Origin of the sequence: Paraburkholderia metrosideri, assembly GCF_904848625.1 — a bacterium.
Lineage (GTDB): Bacteria > Pseudomonadota > Gammaproteobacteria > Burkholderiales > Burkholderiaceae > Paraburkholderia > Paraburkholderia metrosideri.
In genome coordinates this window covers 129,651-147,467 of record NZ_CAJHCP010000005.1, presented here as the reverse complement: position 1 = coordinate 147,467, position 17,817 = coordinate 129,651, and the positions used below count along the sequence as shown (strand labels likewise).

14 protein-coding genes are annotated in these 17,817 nt (G+C 56.7%); 6 read left to right on the top strand and 8 right to left on the bottom strand.

Annotated elements, in window-relative coordinates; all coding sequences use genetic code 11:
* Positions 1 to 942 precede the first annotated feature (942 nt).
* The 4 genes from LMG28727_RS11825 to LMG28727_RS11810 form a co-directional block, all read right to left on the bottom strand.
* Positions 943 to 1,602, bottom strand: a complete 660-nt coding sequence (locus tag LMG28727_RS11825; RefSeq protein WP_201642509.1) for a substrate-binding domain-containing protein — start codon at positions 1,600 to 1,602, stop codon at positions 943 to 945.
* Between the two features lie 62 nt (positions 1,603 to 1,664).
* Positions 1,665 to 2,348, bottom strand: a complete 684-nt coding sequence (gene ligK, locus LMG28727_RS11820; RefSeq protein ID WP_201642508.1) for a 4-carboxy-4-hydroxy-2-oxoadipate aldolase/oxaloacetate decarboxylase — start codon at positions 2,346 to 2,348, stop codon at positions 1,665 to 1,667.
* Positions 2,349 to 2,350: 2 nt separating this feature from the next.
* Complete coding sequence (locus LMG28727_RS11815; protein WP_201642507.1) at positions 2,351 to 3,376, bottom strand: amidohydrolase family protein; 1,026 nt, start codon at positions 3,374 to 3,376, stop codon at positions 2,351 to 2,353.
* Between the two features lie 68 nt (positions 3,377 to 3,444).
* Complete coding sequence (locus LMG28727_RS11810; RefSeq protein WP_201642506.1) at positions 3,445 to 4,806, bottom strand: MFS transporter; 1,362 nt, start codon at positions 4,804 to 4,806, stop codon at positions 3,445 to 3,447.
* A 1,288-nt stretch (positions 4,807 to 6,094) separates the two neighbouring features.
* Here LMG28727_RS11810 and LMG28727_RS11805 point away from each other — a divergent pair.
* The 3 genes from LMG28727_RS11805 (at position 6,095) to LMG28727_RS11795 (ending at position 10,491) form a co-directional block, all read left to right on the top strand.
* Positions 6,095 to 7,873, top strand: a complete 1,779-nt coding sequence (locus tag LMG28727_RS11805; protein WP_201642505.1) for a tannase/feruloyl esterase family alpha/beta hydrolase — start codon at positions 6,095 to 6,097, stop codon at positions 7,871 to 7,873.
* A gap of 1,075 nt (positions 7,874 to 8,948) precedes the next feature.
* Positions 8,949 to 10,043, top strand: a complete 1,095-nt coding sequence (locus tag LMG28727_RS11800) for a porin (RefSeq protein WP_201642504.1) — start codon at positions 8,949 to 8,951, stop codon at positions 10,041 to 10,043.
* Positions 10,044 to 10,176: 133 nt separating this feature from the next.
* Positions 10,177 to 10,491, top strand: coding sequence for a DUF4148 domain-containing protein (locus tag LMG28727_RS11795; RefSeq protein WP_201642503.1), 315 nt, complete (start codon positions 10,177 to 10,179; stop codon positions 10,489 to 10,491).
* A gap of 261 nt (positions 10,492 to 10,752) precedes the next feature.
* Here LMG28727_RS11795 and LMG28727_RS11790 read toward each other — a convergent pair whose 3' ends face one another.
* On the bottom strand, positions 10,753 to 11,337 hold the full coding sequence (locus tag LMG28727_RS11790) for a hypothetical protein (protein ID WP_201642502.1): 585 nt from the start codon (positions 11,335 to 11,337) through the stop codon (positions 10,753 to 10,755).
* On the opposite strand from LMG28727_RS11790, the gene LMG28727_RS11785 reads away from it, so the two are divergent.
* Positions 11,336 to 11,503 carry a hypothetical protein gene (locus tag LMG28727_RS11785; protein ID WP_201642501.1) on the top strand — a complete coding sequence of 56 codons (168 nt, stop codon included), beginning with the start codon at positions 11,336 to 11,338 and terminating at the stop codon, positions 11,501 to 11,503. The two genes, LMG28727_RS11790 and LMG28727_RS11785, sit on opposite strands and share 2 nt — an antisense overlap.
* 288 nt (positions 11,504 to 11,791) lie before the next feature.
* Here the strand turns inward: LMG28727_RS11785 and lpxA are convergent, their stop codons facing one another.
* Both lpxA and LMG28727_RS11775 read right to left on the bottom strand, forming a co-directional pair.
* Positions 11,792 to 12,562 (bottom strand): acyl-ACP--UDP-N-acetylglucosamine O-acyltransferase, encoded by a 771-nt coding sequence (lpxA, locus tag LMG28727_RS11780; RefSeq protein WP_201642869.1) that lies wholly within the window; start codon positions 12,560 to 12,562, stop codon positions 11,792 to 11,794.
* Positions 12,563 to 12,650: 88 nt separating this feature from the next.
* Positions 12,651 to 13,298 carry a DsbA family oxidoreductase gene (locus LMG28727_RS11775; RefSeq protein ID WP_201642868.1) on the bottom strand — a complete coding sequence of 216 codons (648 nt, stop codon included), beginning with the start codon at positions 13,296 to 13,298 and terminating at the stop codon, positions 12,651 to 12,653.
* 656 nt (positions 13,299 to 13,954) lie between these two features.
* Between LMG28727_RS11775 and LMG28727_RS11770 the strand changes: the two genes are divergently transcribed.
* Both LMG28727_RS11770 and LMG28727_RS11765 read left to right on the top strand, forming a co-directional pair.
* Positions 13,955 to 15,298, top strand: coding sequence for a sensor histidine kinase (locus LMG28727_RS11770; protein ID WP_236591756.1), 1,344 nt, complete (start codon positions 13,955 to 13,957; stop codon positions 15,296 to 15,298).
* 8 nt (positions 15,299 to 15,306) lie between these two features.
* Positions 15,307 to 16,302, top strand: a complete 996-nt coding sequence (locus LMG28727_RS11765; protein WP_201642500.1) for a response regulator — start codon at positions 15,307 to 15,309, stop codon at positions 16,300 to 16,302.
* Between the two features lie 50 nt (positions 16,303 to 16,352).
* On the opposite strand, the gene cqsA is transcribed toward LMG28727_RS11765, so the two are convergent.
* Positions 16,353 to 17,642: an alpha-hydroxyketone-type quorum-sensing autoinducer synthase gene (cqsA, locus tag LMG28727_RS11760; RefSeq protein ID WP_201642499.1), complete on the bottom strand. Its 1,290-nt coding sequence runs from the start codon at positions 17,640 to 17,642 to the stop codon at positions 16,353 to 16,355.
* Between the last annotated feature and the right edge of the window lie 175 nt (positions 17,643 to 17,817).

Below are 17,817 nucleotides of genomic sequence, written 5' to 3'. Positions count from 1 at the left end.
CCCGTTACCGTTTAAAGCATTTGTTTACAAAGCGAGGCTGGCGGCTACGCAAACGTTTCACCGAGCGAGCAGATGCTCCGAGTCTTTCAGCAAAATATTCCTGCAACCGCGTCGACCGGGGTAAATCGTACCCGGAGTGACCGCTTAATCACAGAAGAAATAGCACTTTTCGGCCAAATAGTATAAATATTTCTAATAATTTCCTGCATCGCAAAAATTCTGGTTTTCTCGCGATGATCAGAGGATTGGATGTACCCGATCTTTGCCACTTCGACCCTATAAGTAAAAGCTGCTTATAGCCGCCGTTTAAAGCGCATGCCTTTGAGCGGTGCATTATGCACCGCCAGGGCGCACGCTCATTAACAACTCGTTACATAAATAATAGAGGCAATATGATCCTGATTCACGAGGATGACGCCGGCAGCTGCGTAAATCGACTGCGTCTTTCATTTTTCTTTCTTTGACGAAGGCCGGTCAGCGTCACCAGACGGGCCATTTCGTTTGCACGGAAAACAGCCTCATCAGCAGGCGGAAATATAAGCGCACCGCAATTGACAGTGGCAATAGGATAATTTTTATTTAATGTGAAGGGGCGAGAAGTTCAGCGTATTGAAATCGATTGAAAACGCGTTGATCAGTCTCTACAGACCTGCCCATGCGTTTGCAAGGTAACGCGAAAAAGACTTGCCCGGCATGACGCCAAGTCATATTACTGCGTCGTAACGATTCAATTTGTCATTGCGGAGATCGCCGTGTTCTTGCAGTGACCCGCTCTTTTACTCAATGGCCCGCCAGCAACCCGCTTGGCGCATTGATCTCCGTGAGCAAAAAGTCCGGCATGTCGCGCGACGTAACTGGACTTTTTTCTTCATGCAACATTGCAATGATGTTGGCTAAGGCGGACCGCCTGGAAGCGCTATCGCGGCAAGCCGCGTACTGCGCTCACACCGGCTCCATGCCGTTTGCCGATTTAGCGCTGTCGGCTTCGTGCGAAGTCAGAAACGACAGTAGCGCTTGCGCAGCCTCGTGCTGGCTCGTCGCCGTACAGATCGAGGCCGCGAAAATCGTCGTGACCTGAGTGGCGGGCGGCATTGCACCGACCACCTCGATACCCGGCAGGTGAATCAACTCGCTGAGTTGCTGAAACCCGAGCGCGACATCGCCGCGCGCGACCAGCGCACCGACCGGAACACCGGGCGACGCCTGCACGATCCGTGAAGCGATATCTCCCGCGATACCCCAGCGCTCGAACAAACGCGTCAGGTGCGTGCCACTCGGTCCCGTCGAATAGCCAATGCTGCGCGCACTCAGGATAGCCTCACGGAGCGCCGCTTCCGTACTGATCTCCGGATGCGGTTCGCCTGCCGCGATGGCAATTGCAATGCCCGACCGCGCGAGATCGACCTTACTGGACGATTCGACACGGCCGGCGGCAGCCAACCGGTCGAGCGCGTCTGAAGCCAGCACGACGATATCGAATGCTTCGCCTTCCCGGACCCTGCGCGCCGCGTCGACACCGCCCACCGATTCGATGACCACCGGCTGCCCCGTCTTGCGCTCATAAACTGCCGCGAGTTCGCTCAGCACCTGGCGCGTGGCCATTGACGAAATTCCGGTGATCGGTTTGCGTCCGGGTTGAGCGCTACCCATATCTATTGCCCTGTTCAATCTTTGTAGCGCAAGCCTGCCTTTTCGAGCGGCCCACGCATGTTGTACATATCCAGACCAAGTACGCCGGAGGCCAGCTTCGCCCGCTTTTCGCTTTCGTTCGCCTCGCGTGCGGCCGCTTTTTCAAGCACGGCCGAAGCCATCGCCGACGGCACCACGACGACACCGTCGTCATCCGCGACAATGACATCGCCTGGCGTGACCAATGCGCCCGCGCAGACTACGGGGATGTTCACCGAGCCGAGCGTCGCCTTGACTGTGCCCTTCGACGAAATCGCCTTGCTCCAGACCGGGAAATTCATCTCCGTCAGCACGCTCACGTCACGAACGCCCGCATCGATGACCAGTGCATGCGCGCCACGCGCCTTGAAACTCGTTGCCAGCAAATCACCGAAGTATCCGTCGGTACAGTCCGCTGTCACGCCGGCGATCACGATGTCGCCAGGTTGAATCTGTTCGGCCGCGACATGCATCATCCAGTTGTCGCCCGGCTGCAGCAGTACCGTGATCGCCGTGCCGCTAGCGCGCGCCCCAACATAGATCGGCCGCATATACGGCTTGAGCAGACCCACGCGCCCCATTGCCTCATGGACGGTCGCCGATCCGAGCACGCCGAGTTTCGCGGCGACCTCTTTATCCGCGCGCTGGATGTTCCGATACACGACTCCAAGTTCATACATGATCAGTGACCCTTCGATTTAAGCAGTGCATCAAGGCGGGGATAAACGCGTCGTGCGTTTCCTTCGTAAATCTTCTGACGCTCTTCCACCTCGACGTGCGCGGCTTCGATATAACGCTTTGTGTCGTCGAAATAATGACCCGTTTCCGGATCGATACCTCGCACTGCGCCGATCATTTCGCTTGCGAACAGAATGTTGTCGACGGGGATCACGCGCGTGAGCAGGTCGATACCAGGCTGATGGTAGACGCAGGTGTCGAAGAAAATATTGTTGAGCAGATGATCCTTCAGCAAAGGCTTTTTGAGTTCCTGAGCGAGTCCGCGGAAACGACCCCAGTGATAAGGCACTGCACCGCCGCCGTGCGGAATCACGAAGCGCAGCGTCGGAAAATCGCGGAACAGATCGGATGTGAGGCACTGCATGAACGCCGTTGTGTCCGCGTTCAGATAGTGCGCCCCCGTGGTATGGAAACATGCGTTGCAACTCGTGCTCACGTGAACCATTGCCGGAATGTCGTACTCGACCATCTTCTCGTAGATCGGATACCAGTAACGGTCGGACAGCGGCGGGCTGGTCCAGTGGCCACCCGACGGATCGGGGTTCAGGTTGATCGCGACGTTACCGTATTGCTCGACGCATTTGACGAGCTCCGGAATGCAGGTGGCAGTATCTACGCCCGGGCTTTGCGGCAGCATCGCTGCGGGAACAAAGTGATCCGGAAAGAGTTGACTGACCCGATAGCACAGCTCGTTGCAAATTGCGGCCCACGTAGCGGAGATTTGCGCGTCGCCGATGTGATGCGCCATGAAGCTTGCGCGCGGGCTGAAGATCGTTAGATCGAGGCCACGCTCGCGCATGAGCGTCAACTGATTGCTTTCAATCGATTCGCGTAGTTCGTCGTCGCTAATCTGCAACTCGGACACCTTCGGCATCTCGGACGGATTCTTGATACCCGCAATCTGGCGGTTGCGCCACATCTCCAGCGCTTTTGGCGCGGTGGTGTAGTGGCCATGAATGTCGATGATCACCGTCTCTCCTCAAAAAATAACTATAACCAGCGGCGCGTTGCGGCAAAAGCCGCACGCGCCGCGTTGAATCAGTGCGCCACGTTCGTGCGAGGAGCCACTTCCCCTGCGTTCACGCGCTGACTCACCAGAATGGCAATCGCAGCAAGCGTCGCGGGGACGGCCAGCATCGCCAGAATAGCGCCGAACTGCCAACCGAAACCGAGCAATGCGCCGCCGATTGCCGAGCCGAAAATGCTGCCGAAGCGGCCCATGCCGAGCATCCAGCTTACGCCCGTGGCACGCGCGACCGTTGGGTAACGACCTGGCGCATACGCGTTCAGACCGGTTTGCGCACCACTCATGCAGAAGCCCGCAGCAAACACCAGTAACGCGAGCGACGACGACATCGCACCGATATAGCCAAGCGCGAGCACGCACACCCCGCCAGCCAGATAAGCCGCGCTGATGACCGGTGCCGGACGAACCTTGTCCATGATCCAGCCGACCAGAATCGCGCCGATCGTGCCGCCAATCTGGAACATCGCCGTCACGTTCGCGGCTGCGGTCACGGTCAGGCCGGCGTCTTTCATCAGCGTCGGCAACCAGCCGGTCAACAGATAGATCACGAGCAGGCCCATGAAGTACGTGACCCACAACGCGATGGTCATCGAGCTATAGCCTTGCGAGAAGAGCACGCCAATCGGCTTGCGCGTGGGCAGCGGCGGTTCATTCGACACGAACACTTCGTCGCCGGTAAAACGCGCGCCGCATACGCGACCCAGAACGGCACCGATACGCGTGGAGGTCGCACCGCGCACCGCCAGTAGCCGCGCCGACTCGGGCAGCAACCAGATTTGCAGCGGAATCAGCACTAGCGGCAACGCGCCGCCGAAAATCAATACCGAGCGCCAGCCGTGCACGGGAATCAGCCAACCCGCAGCGAAGCCGATCAATGCCGAACCCAGGTTGAAACCCGTGAACATAATAGTGATCAGCAATGCACGCTTGCGCTGAGGCGCGTACTCCGACAACAGCGTCGTCGAGTTCGGCATCGCGGCACCGAGGCCGATACCGGTCAACAAACGCAGCAGTGCCATTTGCGTCGGCGTTTGCGTCAACGCTGTCGCGATCGTGAAAACGCCGAACAGAAACACCGAAGTAATCAGTACCCATTTGCGGCCGATACGGTCCGACGCCGGACCCGCAGCCAACGCGCCGATCACCAGCCCGATCGGCGCAGCGCTCATCACCAGACCGAATGCAGGACGCGAAATCGCCCAGTCGTGAACGATGGATGGCGCCACAAACCCCATGATCGCAACGTCCATTCCGTCGGCCGTCACCACCAGAAAACATAGCGCTACCAGTAGCCACTGGTAGGCCGAGATAGACCGTTCGTCGATGAACGCCTTGATATCGATTCTCTTACCGCTCGTTGTTCCGCTCGTCATCAGATTTCTCCTGTCCCCTTCATTGGTTTTATCGCGCGGCCGAAGCCGGCATTTGCCTTACGATCAGTGCAAGAGCACGTGCCGTCCCCCTCGGCAAAAGCCTCGGGCTGGATACTTTCATCGCCTCTTACCGGTCGTGTCGATGGCGCGCCGCCTACCTTCCTCGTGCAACCAGGCTGAAGGTATCCGCTCGTCCACCGCCGCCAAAAGTGCGGGTTAACCAGATGCGTGAATGAAGTATCCATTTTTTCGGTGTTCCGCATAGCACCGTCGGAATCGGCGAAACCCTTTGCAGAAGCCGCTCAAATAAGGTTGAGACCCGCCTCGTCGGCGATGCCGGGTGGCCTCCGAGATTGCGCGACAAACCCCACCCCGATAAACAGATCAGATGACGCGCGAACGAAGTCGCATAGAACGGTCGGGCACACGCTGGCGTTTTCCCGGGTTTTGCGTAGACGAGCCTATTTGGGCTGAATGGAGAGTGATGCTTCCGAACTTGGCAACAGTGAAGCTTGTCACGCGGCAACCCGTGCCGCCTGCACTACCCACGGCTAACGATTTGCATCTCTTTCAATCTCTTTCGCCATCTAAAAAAATTATTGCGGATAGTCGGCCCAGCTTATTGCGGGAAGCGAAGCTCAAACCGCGGGACCAAGCGCAAGCCCTTGTATTGCGGGCGTTCGAGTGGCATCGAATGACTCGTCATGTTGCTTCAAGCATCTCGTCGACCGTTTCACAAACGGATGGCTCTGGTTAACCCCCGATTTCACGGCCCTCGTCGCGCGACTAACGTCGCGACAAAGTACTCCGGATGTATCAACGATCTACGTTGTTCACTGTATCTACTGAGAGAGCACCAGAATGAGCGGAGACAAAAAGGTGCTTACGTCATGCGCCTGGCAGACGCCGCGAGATTCCGCGACATGTGGCGTCGTCCGATAAGAGAACATCAGGGCCGGTGATCGTCCATGAAAAACCCGTACAACACAGTTAGTTATCTTGAGCACAATTCGCAGCGCATAACCCCAAATTGCTACTTCAACGAACTATTCAGCATCGGTCATCACCGATGTGTACCTGCACGTCCAATTACCACTATTGATAAGCGAAACGACAACTATATCGATGACCTGGAGAGGTGATTTTGAGTACCGAAGCAAAAAAATAGGAGATATAAATCGATGAAGACAGACACCCAACGCGTCACTCACTGCAAGTACGTCATGCGGTCTGAACGTACCCACACGATTCTGATGCTCGATAGAGAAGACACACCAGGGAGACAAGCATGAGAGCTCTGCATCCGACGAAAATACTCACCCGCGTCCGTGCGCGTACCGCCTCAATACTGGTACTGGCCTCCGTCTGCGTCGGCGCCACCCTTGTCGCCGCGTGCGGCGGCAGTGTCACCAGCAATAGCGGCAGCGGCACCACTACCACTGCCGCGCTGTCCGTTGTTACTCCGGTCGTCGACTGCTCGAAGCTGGCGGCGATCGACATCACCGATATTGGTGGCGCAGGCAGTTCGATTACTTCAGCGACAGTCACCGCCGCGACAGTCAACGGCGCAACCGTCAACTTCTGTACGGTGAAAGGCACGCTTGCTCCGTCGAATACTTTCGAAGTCGCGTTGCCCGTCAGCACCTATACCCAACGCTTCGCTGCATTGGGTTGCGGCGGTCTGTGCGGCATGGTGAGCGATCCGACCCAGCAAAGCTCGTTTAGCTTCAGCTACACGTGCCCGCTGGTACAGCACGGCGGTTTCGTCACGGCGGCGACCGACATGGGTCATTCAGGCCAGGACGCGACGTGGGCCTCCGACCCGCAGAAGCAGGCTGACTTTGCCTATCGCGGCCAACACATCACGACCCTCACCGCAAAAAAATTGATCAAGGCCTATTACGGGCAAGCTCAGAAGTACTCGTACTTTATTGGGTGCTCCGACGGTGGCCGCGAAGCTCTGATGGCCGCGCAGCGCTACCCGACGGACTACAACGGTATCGTCGCAGGCGCACCGGCTGCGCACTTCCAGATCCAGAACTCGCTGTATCACGGCTGGAGCGTGGAGTCGAATAGCACCACCGGCAACAGCACCGGCAATGCCGTGCTCTACGCCGATAAGGCGCTGGTGCTGCACAAGGCCGTCGTCGCTGCTTGCGGTGGCCAACCTGGCGTTCCTGACGGACTGCTGGCCGATCCGCGTACGTGCAATTTCAATCCGGCATCGATTCAGTGCGCGAACGGCGCGACCAATACCACCAACTGCCTGACCGCAGCAGAAGTCGCTACCGCCAGCAAGATTTACGGCGGCCCGGTGGACGCCACGACGGGTGAGCGCATGCTGGCAGGTTCTCCGCAACTGGGCTCCGAAGAGAACTGGGTTGGCGTCGAAGTGCCAACGACGAACTCGACGGACGCGCCGGTGCCTGTCACGGGTCTGTTCAGCTATACGATCGTGACCGGTGCGTATAACCTGATCTTCACGGGTTCGCCGAGCATGCCGAACATCGATACCTTCGGCTACCAGAACGCAAGCTTCTACCCTAACTTCCTCGCCGCCAACCATCCGCTCAACGATGCGACCAGCCCTGATCTGTCTGCGTTCCAGAAGGCCGGCGGCAAGCTGATCCTGTGGCACGGGTGGGCTGACCAGCACATCTCGCCGCTCTTCACGATCAACTATTTCGAGGCGATGCAGAACACGATGGGCGCGTCGAACGTCAGTGAATTCGCGCGGCTCTACCTCATTCCCGGCGTGGGTCATTGCGGTGGCGGCGAAGGCTTCCCGAACATCGATCTGGTGACACAGGTGACGGGCTGGGTCGAGCAAGGCAGTGCGCCGAATGCGGTGATGACGTACCAGACCGATTCGTCGAATGCTGTGACGGCGTCGCGTCCGGTGTACCCGTATCCGGCGGTGGCGCAGTTCACCGGCACCGGCGATTGGCACAACGGCGCCAACTACGTGCAGGGCCAACCGCTCTATAACGCACCGGCACCGGCCTGGGCTGGCTCCAGCTTCTACACGACTTACACGGCGACGACACAGGGTGTCGCTGCGCCGTAACGAGGTTCCCGTCCGTGCTTGAATAACCGGTTCGTTAGAACCGGCTATTGTCCAGGTGGAATTGCCTTGATTGCGGCAATTCCACTTTTTCTTTTTGACGCTTCCCGCGTCCGGCTAGTACGCGGACATCAGTTCTTCCCCTCATCTCTGCTACCCCAGTCAAGACTTCTGGGAGACCTTCCCGCTATCGATACAAAGCATGCGGCGTGCTTCTACTACGCTGGAATTCTTCGAGCGCTCTGCCACGCATCGCAGCTCAACCATACTGTGAAGGTAGTTGTTGATCAGGAATGCCATGACCGCCGCTTCAACAGAGAACGGGTACGTGTCCATCCGTTTTTTGCACCGGTCAATTGAACTGGGTTTCGTCGAGTTCCGCGTCCGGAGAAACATAGGGATCGAACTGATCATCGCGCGCAGAGCATATGCCTGCGTGTTGGAAAACGTGGCTGTGGCGTAGACCCAACGCTCTTTCAGCCTGCATTCCGAAGTACCCCGAAAAGCTTTCCATTCTATTTATCGGTCTTTCGACCGGCACTCGCTAATCCTGGCAGGTTTTCTTGCCGCCCTTGCTACGGAGCATTTGTGCCGCAAACACAAACCTCAAAAAACACCTTTATTTTTCAATAGATTAAGTCACTTCACCGAAAACTCGCAACCACTTTCGCAACGTCATAAGTTCGCGTAAACCCCGCAATTCTTTGCAACGCCTCGTATCAGATCGATCAATTTTTTGCCTTTTTTGGGCACTTCCTTACGACCATCGCGCCGACTATATTGAACTCCGCTCAGCAGTTGATGCTGTGCGACAAGAGCAACGCAAAAAGACAGGAGACGGGGGACGTACGCGTTCGGCACAAAGCAATTCGTCGATCGCTCAACCATACGGCCTGGTTACCTGACTTCCTGTCTATGCCTGTCCGCGAGCGCTGGCGAACCCTTACTTAGACACCGTAGCTCACACCCGCAATAGTTATCCGGCTGAATCAAGGACCATTCGCCGCTGGAGGCAGCAAGGGTCTGGATAACATCAAGTCAATTTGAATTACTAAATAAAATGAAGGAGATCGCTTCGATGAAAAAGACGCACATTGCACTGGCAACTCTCGCAGGTACTTTTATTGCATCCGCTGCGCACGCTCAAAGCAGCGTCACGCTCTTTGGCATGATGGACACAGGTATCACCTACGTGAGCAATCAGTCAGGCAAGAGCAACGTCAAAATGGACGATGGTGTGAACGGTCCAAATTTGTGGGGAATGCGAGGTTCTGAAGATCTGGGCGGCGGCACAAAAGCCATCTTCGAACTGGTAAATCAGTTCCAGGTCGACAACGGACAGTTCATGCCCAATTCGAGTCTGTTCACCCGTACGTCGCTAGTAGGCCTCGTCAACGACCGCCTTGGCAAGTTCACGCTGGGCAACCAGTACGACTTCATGACAGATGCGCTCTATTTCGGCGGGAATGATCCTGCCGAGATTTCAGGACACTTCTACGATTTCCGCGCGGGCCCATTCCAGAAGCTGGATTTGCCGTCAAATCCAACCGGCGCATTCGACTGGGACCGCATGGCCGGCGTAGCCGTTGCCAGTTCGGTCAAATACGTCACTCCGATCTTCAATGGATTGAGCGCTGGTGCAATGTACGGCTTTGGAGGCGTAACAGGCTCTATTGGCGCTGGTAACTCGACGAGCTTCGCGCTTAACTATGCGGCGGCTTCTTTTGGCGCTAACGCTGCCTTTACCAATATCAAGTACTACACCGCCGGCTCTCCACAAGTCAGTGTCCGCAACTGGGGTGTGGGCGCGCATTACAAGTTTGGCGCCTGGTATACCAACTCCTTATTTACCACTGTTCATAATTCGGCAAATGGCGGTTCCGTCTACCAGGGATCGGCTGGCGCGCACTATAACTTTACGCCGGCACTGAGCGCAGGCGCATCGTACATGTATATGAAGGGCAACTCGGTCGTCGACAACAACCATGCTCATCAGGTTGCGGGCATTGTTGATTACGCATTGTCGAAGCGTACGAGCGTCTATGTGCTCGGTCTGTATCAACGTGCAAGTTCGGGTGGACTCGCTCAGATCAACGGTATGAACAGCGCTGACGGTGCGTCTAGTGGCGCGACTCAGGCCATTGCACGCGTGGGCCTGCACACACGTTTCTAATCTGCGAAGTCAGGCGACGAACCAGGCTTTCTCTTTGGCTTTGTTCGTCGCATTCGAGGTTCATACAACCATAGTCGGGACCGAGTCCACCGCTACTCTGAGCCATCTGTTCCGACCTGTCAGGAGAAAATTCATGAAACGAATCGCGATGCGCCTCCTTCCGGCACTGACTGTTGCCGCGCTGTTGTCAGTTGGAACATCGTCGGCATTCGCGCAGGCATCCACCACGCCGGCAACAGGCGCCGCCGCATCTTCACCGACGTCGAAGAGTGCCGCAAGAGCGCAACGCAAAACCGCGCGCAAGGAAGCCCGGGCGAAGAAAAATGCTGAACTCAAGAAGCTCGAAGACGCCGGAGTCAACCCCGCCACGCGGGATGACGAGAATTACTCGAAAGATCTTCAGAATGCGGAGAAGAAGGCGGGTGCCGTTCGGGGAGCAAGTCAATAATAAGCGGCGGTACAGTTTCGTCTCGACTGACTAGCGCCGCTTAACCTTCCCTTTCGCTATCGGGCGGACCAGGTTTTCATATCCTCCGCCCGGTAAGCACGAGGCACACCGCTCAGGCCGCGAACCGGATCTCCGCAACGTGGTCCGCGTGGGCACGGCCTCGTCTACTTGAACGCTACGCAAACCCCCATGAGATATGTCCATCTTCGGGGCTCTGCTCTTTCCTGTGTGGATGCCTCATTCGCTCCAATCGCCTTGCCTTCAGGCCGAGGTGCTAATAAAGAACCCACTCACGTTCGACGTTCCGTTTTGCAGGCTACTCGCGAGCGTTGTCAGAAATGTTTGCAGATTCGCCGTCGAGTCGCTGGACGACGAGCCGTCCGACGATCCCAGTGCCGTTAAGAGATTCTGGAAGTTATCCGAAAGCGAATTGTCGTTCGACGAGTCGTCGGTCGCACTTGCATCTGTCGATGTACCGTCCGAATCAGCATTCGCCGTAGAAGACGAGGTCAGCGATTGTGCGAGGCTCTGGATTGCCGACGCGAGATCACCACCATAGCCTTGCGCGCCTTGAGGGGCTGGGGGCGGTGGAGCGATGGTCTCATCGAGCGCGACAGTGACGTCGTCGGTATCCGAGGTGCTGTCATCTGGGCCGTCGAAAGAATCCGTGTCCGAAGCCGTATCCATGTCACCCGTCGTCGCAGAGATACTGATCGACACAGTGCTGACGGTGCTGGACGACGGCGATCCCGCGCCTCCCTGCGGCGCCGCTGCCTGAAACAGGCCGCCCAGGAACTGTTGCAGTGCCGCGTTGACCGTGCTCGCGGACGTGGACGTGGACGACATGGCAGACGTCGAATCGGTCGACGAAGAGTCGGAGGTCGATGCCGTTGAAGACGTGCTGTTCGACGAGACGCCAATTTGCGCAAGCGCGGCCGCCATTGCTGCGGCCAGCGGATTGGTCGCCGAGGCGCTACTGGTCGACGACGGATCGGAGTCGTCTGTCGACTGATACGCGCTTGCGTTGTTTGGCCACCATGCTTGCATGCTGCCAGCACTTCCCGACAAAGCCGATATGGACATCGATTCACTCCGTAAGTTTAGCGAGACCTCTCACTGAGAGGCTGTTCCAGTTTATGGAAACGTCTGTCGCTATTACGGCTAAATCAGCTCAAATCTAAGGGAACATGCAGGGGCACTGACTTACCGAATCTTTTCGCATACCCGATCAACGCGAGCAATATCTGGTAAGGGAGCTTGCATTATTCTGCGACGCCAGCAGCGGGCACACGTCTGCGTGTCACCGGATCAGGCCTCGAGTCGACCGACTGAGGAAGTCATAGAACATCTGGACTTCGGCATGAGAGCTTGCGATCTCTGCTATCTCCGGCTTCGCTTCCTCCAATGTCTTGCCACTCCGGTAAAGCACCTTATAAGCGCGCCGGATCGCCTGGATTGCCTCTTGACTGAAGCCCCGGCGCTGCAGACCCGTTGTGTTCACCCCATTCGGTGAAGCATGATTACCTTGGGCCATGATGAACGGCGGGACATCCTGTGCGATCCCTGAGCAACCGCCCACCATCACATGCGCACCTATCGTGCAGAACTGATGAACCGCGCACATGCCACCGACGATCACATAGTCGTCGATCGTGACGTGCCCGCCCAAGGTTGCGTTGTTCGCGAGAATGCAGTGGTTAGCGATGACGCAATCGTGAGCCACGTGTGCATTGACCATCAACAGGTTGTCATTGCCCACTTTCGTGAGTCCGCCGCCCTGAACCGTTCCACGATGAATCGTGACGCTCTCGCGAATTCTGTTCCGATCGCCGATCTCGACTAACGTCGGTTCTCCCGCGTACTTCAGGTCCTGGTTGTCTTCACCAATCGTCGCGAAGGGATAGATAACGTTATCGCGGCCAATCCGGGTGTGCCCGTTGACGACGACGTGCGATTTAAGCACGCTCCCTTCGCCGATCTCGACGTCGGCACCCACGCAACAATACGGACCGATACGTACACGGGCACCTATAACAGCGCCCTCTTCGACAATTGCACTCGGGTGAATCACTGCGGTTTGATCGATCAAAATCTGGCTCTCTCAGGTGTCGGACATAGTGTGTCCACAAGTTGGTCACATGAGGTAGGTGGCTTGCGCATCAACCCGCTGCTTCGGACAGAATCTGCTGGATGCCCTGTACAAAGGCCTCTACTGGTTGGCCGCCGGTCATCAGATGGCGACGATTGAAAATGATAGAAGGCACAGACTGAATGCCCATCGCCTGATTGTTCCGCTCTTCAGCGCGAACCTCAGCGGCATAGTCTCCACTTCGCAAAACCTCGCGCGCCTGCACAGCGTCGAGTCCGACAGACTGCGCCGCTTCGACCAGCACTTCGTGATCGCTCAGATCTTTACCCTCGGCATGATAGGCCTGCAGCAGCGCCTTCTTTAACGGCAACTGCGCGCCGTTAAGGCCGGCCCAATGCAGCAGACGGTGTGCATCGAAGGTGTTGTACACGCGTGTACGCTGGCCGAATTCAAAACCAACGCTCGCACCGCGCTCGCGGATCATTGCCTGGGTCTCGGCGATCTGCTCGGGTGTGCGTCCATATTTCTTGCCGAGATAATCGACAATGGCCTCGCCGCCCGGCTCCATGTCCGGATTCAACTCGAACGGATGCACGACGATCTGGGCATCTACGGTGTCGCTCAGGCGGGACAGAGCAAGTTGGAGCGACGAGAGTCCGATAGCACACCAAGGGCAGGCGATATCGGAAACAAAATCGATAGTGAGTGGTTGTTTCATGGCTGTCTGATCTGGATAACCTGTTGCGCCACCGGCGTGGCAGGAGCGACGACTGTCTGCCAGCGTAGCCTGGATTGCAGACTCGTGCAGCGGATGGCGAAACTGGACGTTAATTAACGTGGAGGAGCACAACCAGGGAGCGATCCGGGCGCAACCACTTCACCATGAAACTCTTACCGAAAAATACCGTGGCACGCTATAAATATTGAGCGCCGAGCGCAGTGCCCGGCCATTCATTTACGTTCAAAGCTAGATAATACATTTTGCGACCGCTACACTGAGGTCGTTCACGTGAATGCACGACATCAACACGAAAATTGGCGGCGCCCAATGCGGAGTCTATGCGGGCGCGCCCCCTCAACCACCATATGTTTTTTATTTTCATACATCCAAGACGTTGAATTTAAACGAATTATTTAAAAAATGGAGACAACTTCTTATTGATCGATTCGCAATAGGCGATTACGAAATGCCTACTGAAGTTATTGCGTCGGTTATTTGATCTGTTTCGCATATTTTTTATTTAATGTGCCATAGATAGCACCGGTGTTCAGATCGACATGCGTCGCATGCGTGTAAAAAGTGGCGCGAACGGGGAGCGAATTTGTCAGAAAATGCGCTCCGGAAATTCCTGGTAGTTTCCCAATTTCATCTAGATGAGTACAAGCAGAATACCGCCGTGGGGCATTCGTAAGCTGGCGTCGATCCGCCCGCTGCTGGCCCAGTCATTCGTGCCAGCCGCACGCAATCTGCAATACATGAGTCGCAGGATGCGGCCATTCGCGCTCATTGCGATCGTCGGCTTTCCGCTCTATTTCTACATCTGGCACAGCCTCTTTCCGCAGCCTTACGAGAACCTGCCATTGCGGCTCGTCGGCTCTGCGCTATTCATCCCGATCCTGTTTTCCAATCGCTGGCCGGCGCGTACCAGACAATTTTTGCCGTACTACTGGTATGCGACGATCTTTTACTCGTTGCCGTTCTTCTTCACGTTCATGTTATTGAAAAATAACGGCTCCAACGTGTGGATCGAAAGCGCATTGATTGCAGCGTTCGTGATGGTGTTGCTGCTCGACTGGCTGATGCTGCTACTCAATTTCGTCATTGGCATCGGTGTGGCATGCGTTGCGTACTGGCTTACCACCGACCCAGTCGTGTTGCATGCCACTTATCCCGCGCACCTGGCCATCTTTTCTTTTGCCGTCGCCATCGGCGTGGTGGCGAACTACGATATGGACCGGATAAGGATCGAACAGGAACGCGCGATGCTCGCCACCGCGAGCAGTGTCGCGCATGAGTTGCGCACACCGCTTCTGGCGATTCGCGCTGGCGCATCGGGTCTCGGTCGCTATCTCCCGTCACTGCTCGAAACATATTCCATTGCGCAAGGCAGCTCACTGGATGTGCCGAAGATCCGCCTCGTGCATCTTCAGTCAATGGACGGCGTGCTGTCGCGCATCGAGCAGGAAGCAATTCATTCGAATGCGATCATCGATATGTTGCTTGCGAATGCGCGCTTTACGGACGGCTATTCGCATGCCTCGACTGCCTGCTCGATTGCACAATCCGTCAGGACCGCGCTCGAACGCTATCCATTTCGCGAAGGCGAACGGCAGAAAGTACTCACCGATCTCGCCACGGACTTCTCTTTCCAGGGCTCGGAAATGCTGATGGTCCACGTTCTGTTCAATCTTCTGAAAAACGCCTTGCGCGGCATGGCCAGTGTCGAAAGCGCATTGATCTCGATCCGCCTCGTTAGCGGACCGCGAAGCAGCCAGCTTCTTTTCCGCGACACTGGCGCCGGTATTTCACCGGATGTCCTTCCCCACATCTTCACGCGCTTCTATACATCGCCGGCCGGTGTCGACGACGCTTCGATCGGCACGGGCATCGGACTCGCTTTCTGCCGCGAAGTCATGCGTGCGATGAATGGCACCATCGACTGCAAGTCAGTCGAAGGCATGTTTACCGAGTTTACTTTGACCTTTCCCCGGCCATGATGAAGCACATGATCAAGCCATTCTATTTTCCGACGACGGTGACCTTCGTCGACGATAGCCCAACCTTCCTGTCGAACCTGTGCCTTCAGCTTGACCCGAATCTCGCTTTCCGTCTGTTCAGTTCGCCAGGAGAAGCGCTTGAGTTCGTGAACAGCCCCACCCGCCCCGGCATGTCTGACGAACCGCTTTTTGCGCCGTTCCGGGACCGGACCGACGAAGACGTCGCGCAACAGGTCATCGCGCTGAGTGTGAACACGGTTCGCAAACAGGTGCTCAATGCTCACCGGTTCCGGGCTACCTCGGTAGTGGTCGTCGATTACGACATGCCCGGCATGAACGGACTCGAGTTCTGCCGCCGCATGACCGATCCGTCCGTACGCAAGATCATGCTAACCGGCAAGGCCGACGAGCACATTGCGGTGCAGAGCTTCAACGAAGGCATCATTCACCGCTTCATTCGCAAACAGGACGCGTCTGCTGTCCCGGCGCTGAACCGCGCGGTGCACGATTTACAGAATGCCTATTTCGACGACATGTGCCAATCCATACTCGACACCCTCGCCGTGTCGGAGTATGCGTTTCTGCGCGACGAAATACTCGCAGCACGAGTAGCCGCGCTATCTGACTCGCTGGGTATTGTCGAGCACTACCTTTCGTATTGCCCCGGCGGCCTGTTGATGCTCGACAGCACTGGCAAATCCTATCTGCTGATCGTTCACACCGACGAAACCTTGCGAGGTCTGCGTGAGATAGCGATTGAACAAGGCGCGCCGACCGGTTTCCTGGACGCGCTGGACAGCCGGCACAGCTTGCCTTACTTCTGGCAAACCAGTGGGCACTATCCCGCCGACTGCGTCGAGTGGCAGGACTATATGCACCCGGCAACGCAGTTAAGCGGCAAGCAGAGTTACGTTTATGCGGTCATTCCGAATCCACCAGGACTGGATCTGGAACGGATCCACAGCTACGACAGCTACCTCGAAAAACTGGACCGCGAGATGTAACGGACATGGAACTCGCCGAGGCGGACTCCATGTCCGGCGCTGTCAAACCATCATGCCGTTACGGCATTTTTCTCGTCAACCAGCTCTCGTCTGCGTCTGCGTGACGACAATTCATCGCCAAGCCGCCGCGTGGACGGCCATTTATCGAGTTCCACCTCAGTGCGAATGTCGCGGCAAACGCTAGCAATCTTCTCGATCTGCGCATCGCTCAGATCGGCGTGGAGAGACAAGCGGATCAGTGCGCGATTTCGTGCCGTCGCGGGGGCACAAAACACCGAGCCGAAAATGCCTCGCGATTCCAGTGCATCGCGCAACACGATCGTACGTTGCTCCGTTCCCGCCTCCAGGGCAATGATCTGACTCTCGCTGCCATTCAGGTTGTACCCCAGTTCAGTCAATCGCTGCCTCAACCACGCGGCACTCGACGCAAGTCTTGCGCGGCGCTGGTCAGAACGTTGGATCACCGAAAGCGTAGCGTCCAGCCCGCTGATCTCGTGCGGTAACAGTGTCGAGCTAAAAATCGCGGGATTCGACTCGAATTTGAAGTACTCCTGGAAGTCGACCGGGCAGGTGATAAAACCAGCGCGCCCCGCGAATGCTTTCGCCAGGCTGGCCGTACGAAACGCAACACGGGACTCAAGTCCGAGTTCGACCACCATCCCTGCCCCACCCGGACCATGTGTACCGAGCGAATGCGACTCGTCGACAACAAACACGCACCCATGTGCCTCGCAAATGCCGGCAATCTCCACCAGCCGACACACGCTGCCCGTCGTGCTGTACACCGAGTCGACCAGCACGACCCCTTGCCCATATCGGCGGATCTGCTGTTCGAGATGGACCACGTCGTTATGACGGAATGCGATAGGCGCGGCGCCCGCGCTGCGAATACCCTCCCACAGTGACATGTGCGCCATCATGTCGACATAAACCGGTGTTTGCGCCGACGCGATAGACTGGATCAAGCCGGTATTGGCCGCATACCCCGACTGGCACAATACCCCTGACTCGGCATTCATGAACGTGGCAAGCCGGTTTTCGAATTGCAGCAATGGACAATCGCCATGCAGGAAAATGGCCGACATCAATAGACCGTTGCCGCTCTCGAGCAAGGTCTTTGCCATGCTGGCAATAATGTCCGGATGCCGGGCAATCGCAAGATAGTCGTTGCTCGACAGATGCAGTGCGTCAGCATCGGGAATGAGGCCCCGCATGATATGGCCACCTTCCCAGGTTTCCTGCACGCGTTCGCGGTAATACCTTTCAACTCGCGAAGTCACGAAATCCGGCAATGTCGGCCGCGCGTGGTCCTGAGTCGACCGATTAAAGGCGTTTTTCATTTTCAGCTCCTTATGGTTAGCTACCCGTAGCGGACAGCGGGTCCATAGTGAGCCTGTCATTTATGACGCGTAAGCAAAGTCTGCGAGGTTATGCCTTTTAGGGCACGATCTGTTTAAAAAAAGACTCTCATTGCTATGCTTTAACGAGGGTGAAGGCTTGCCTTACACAATAATT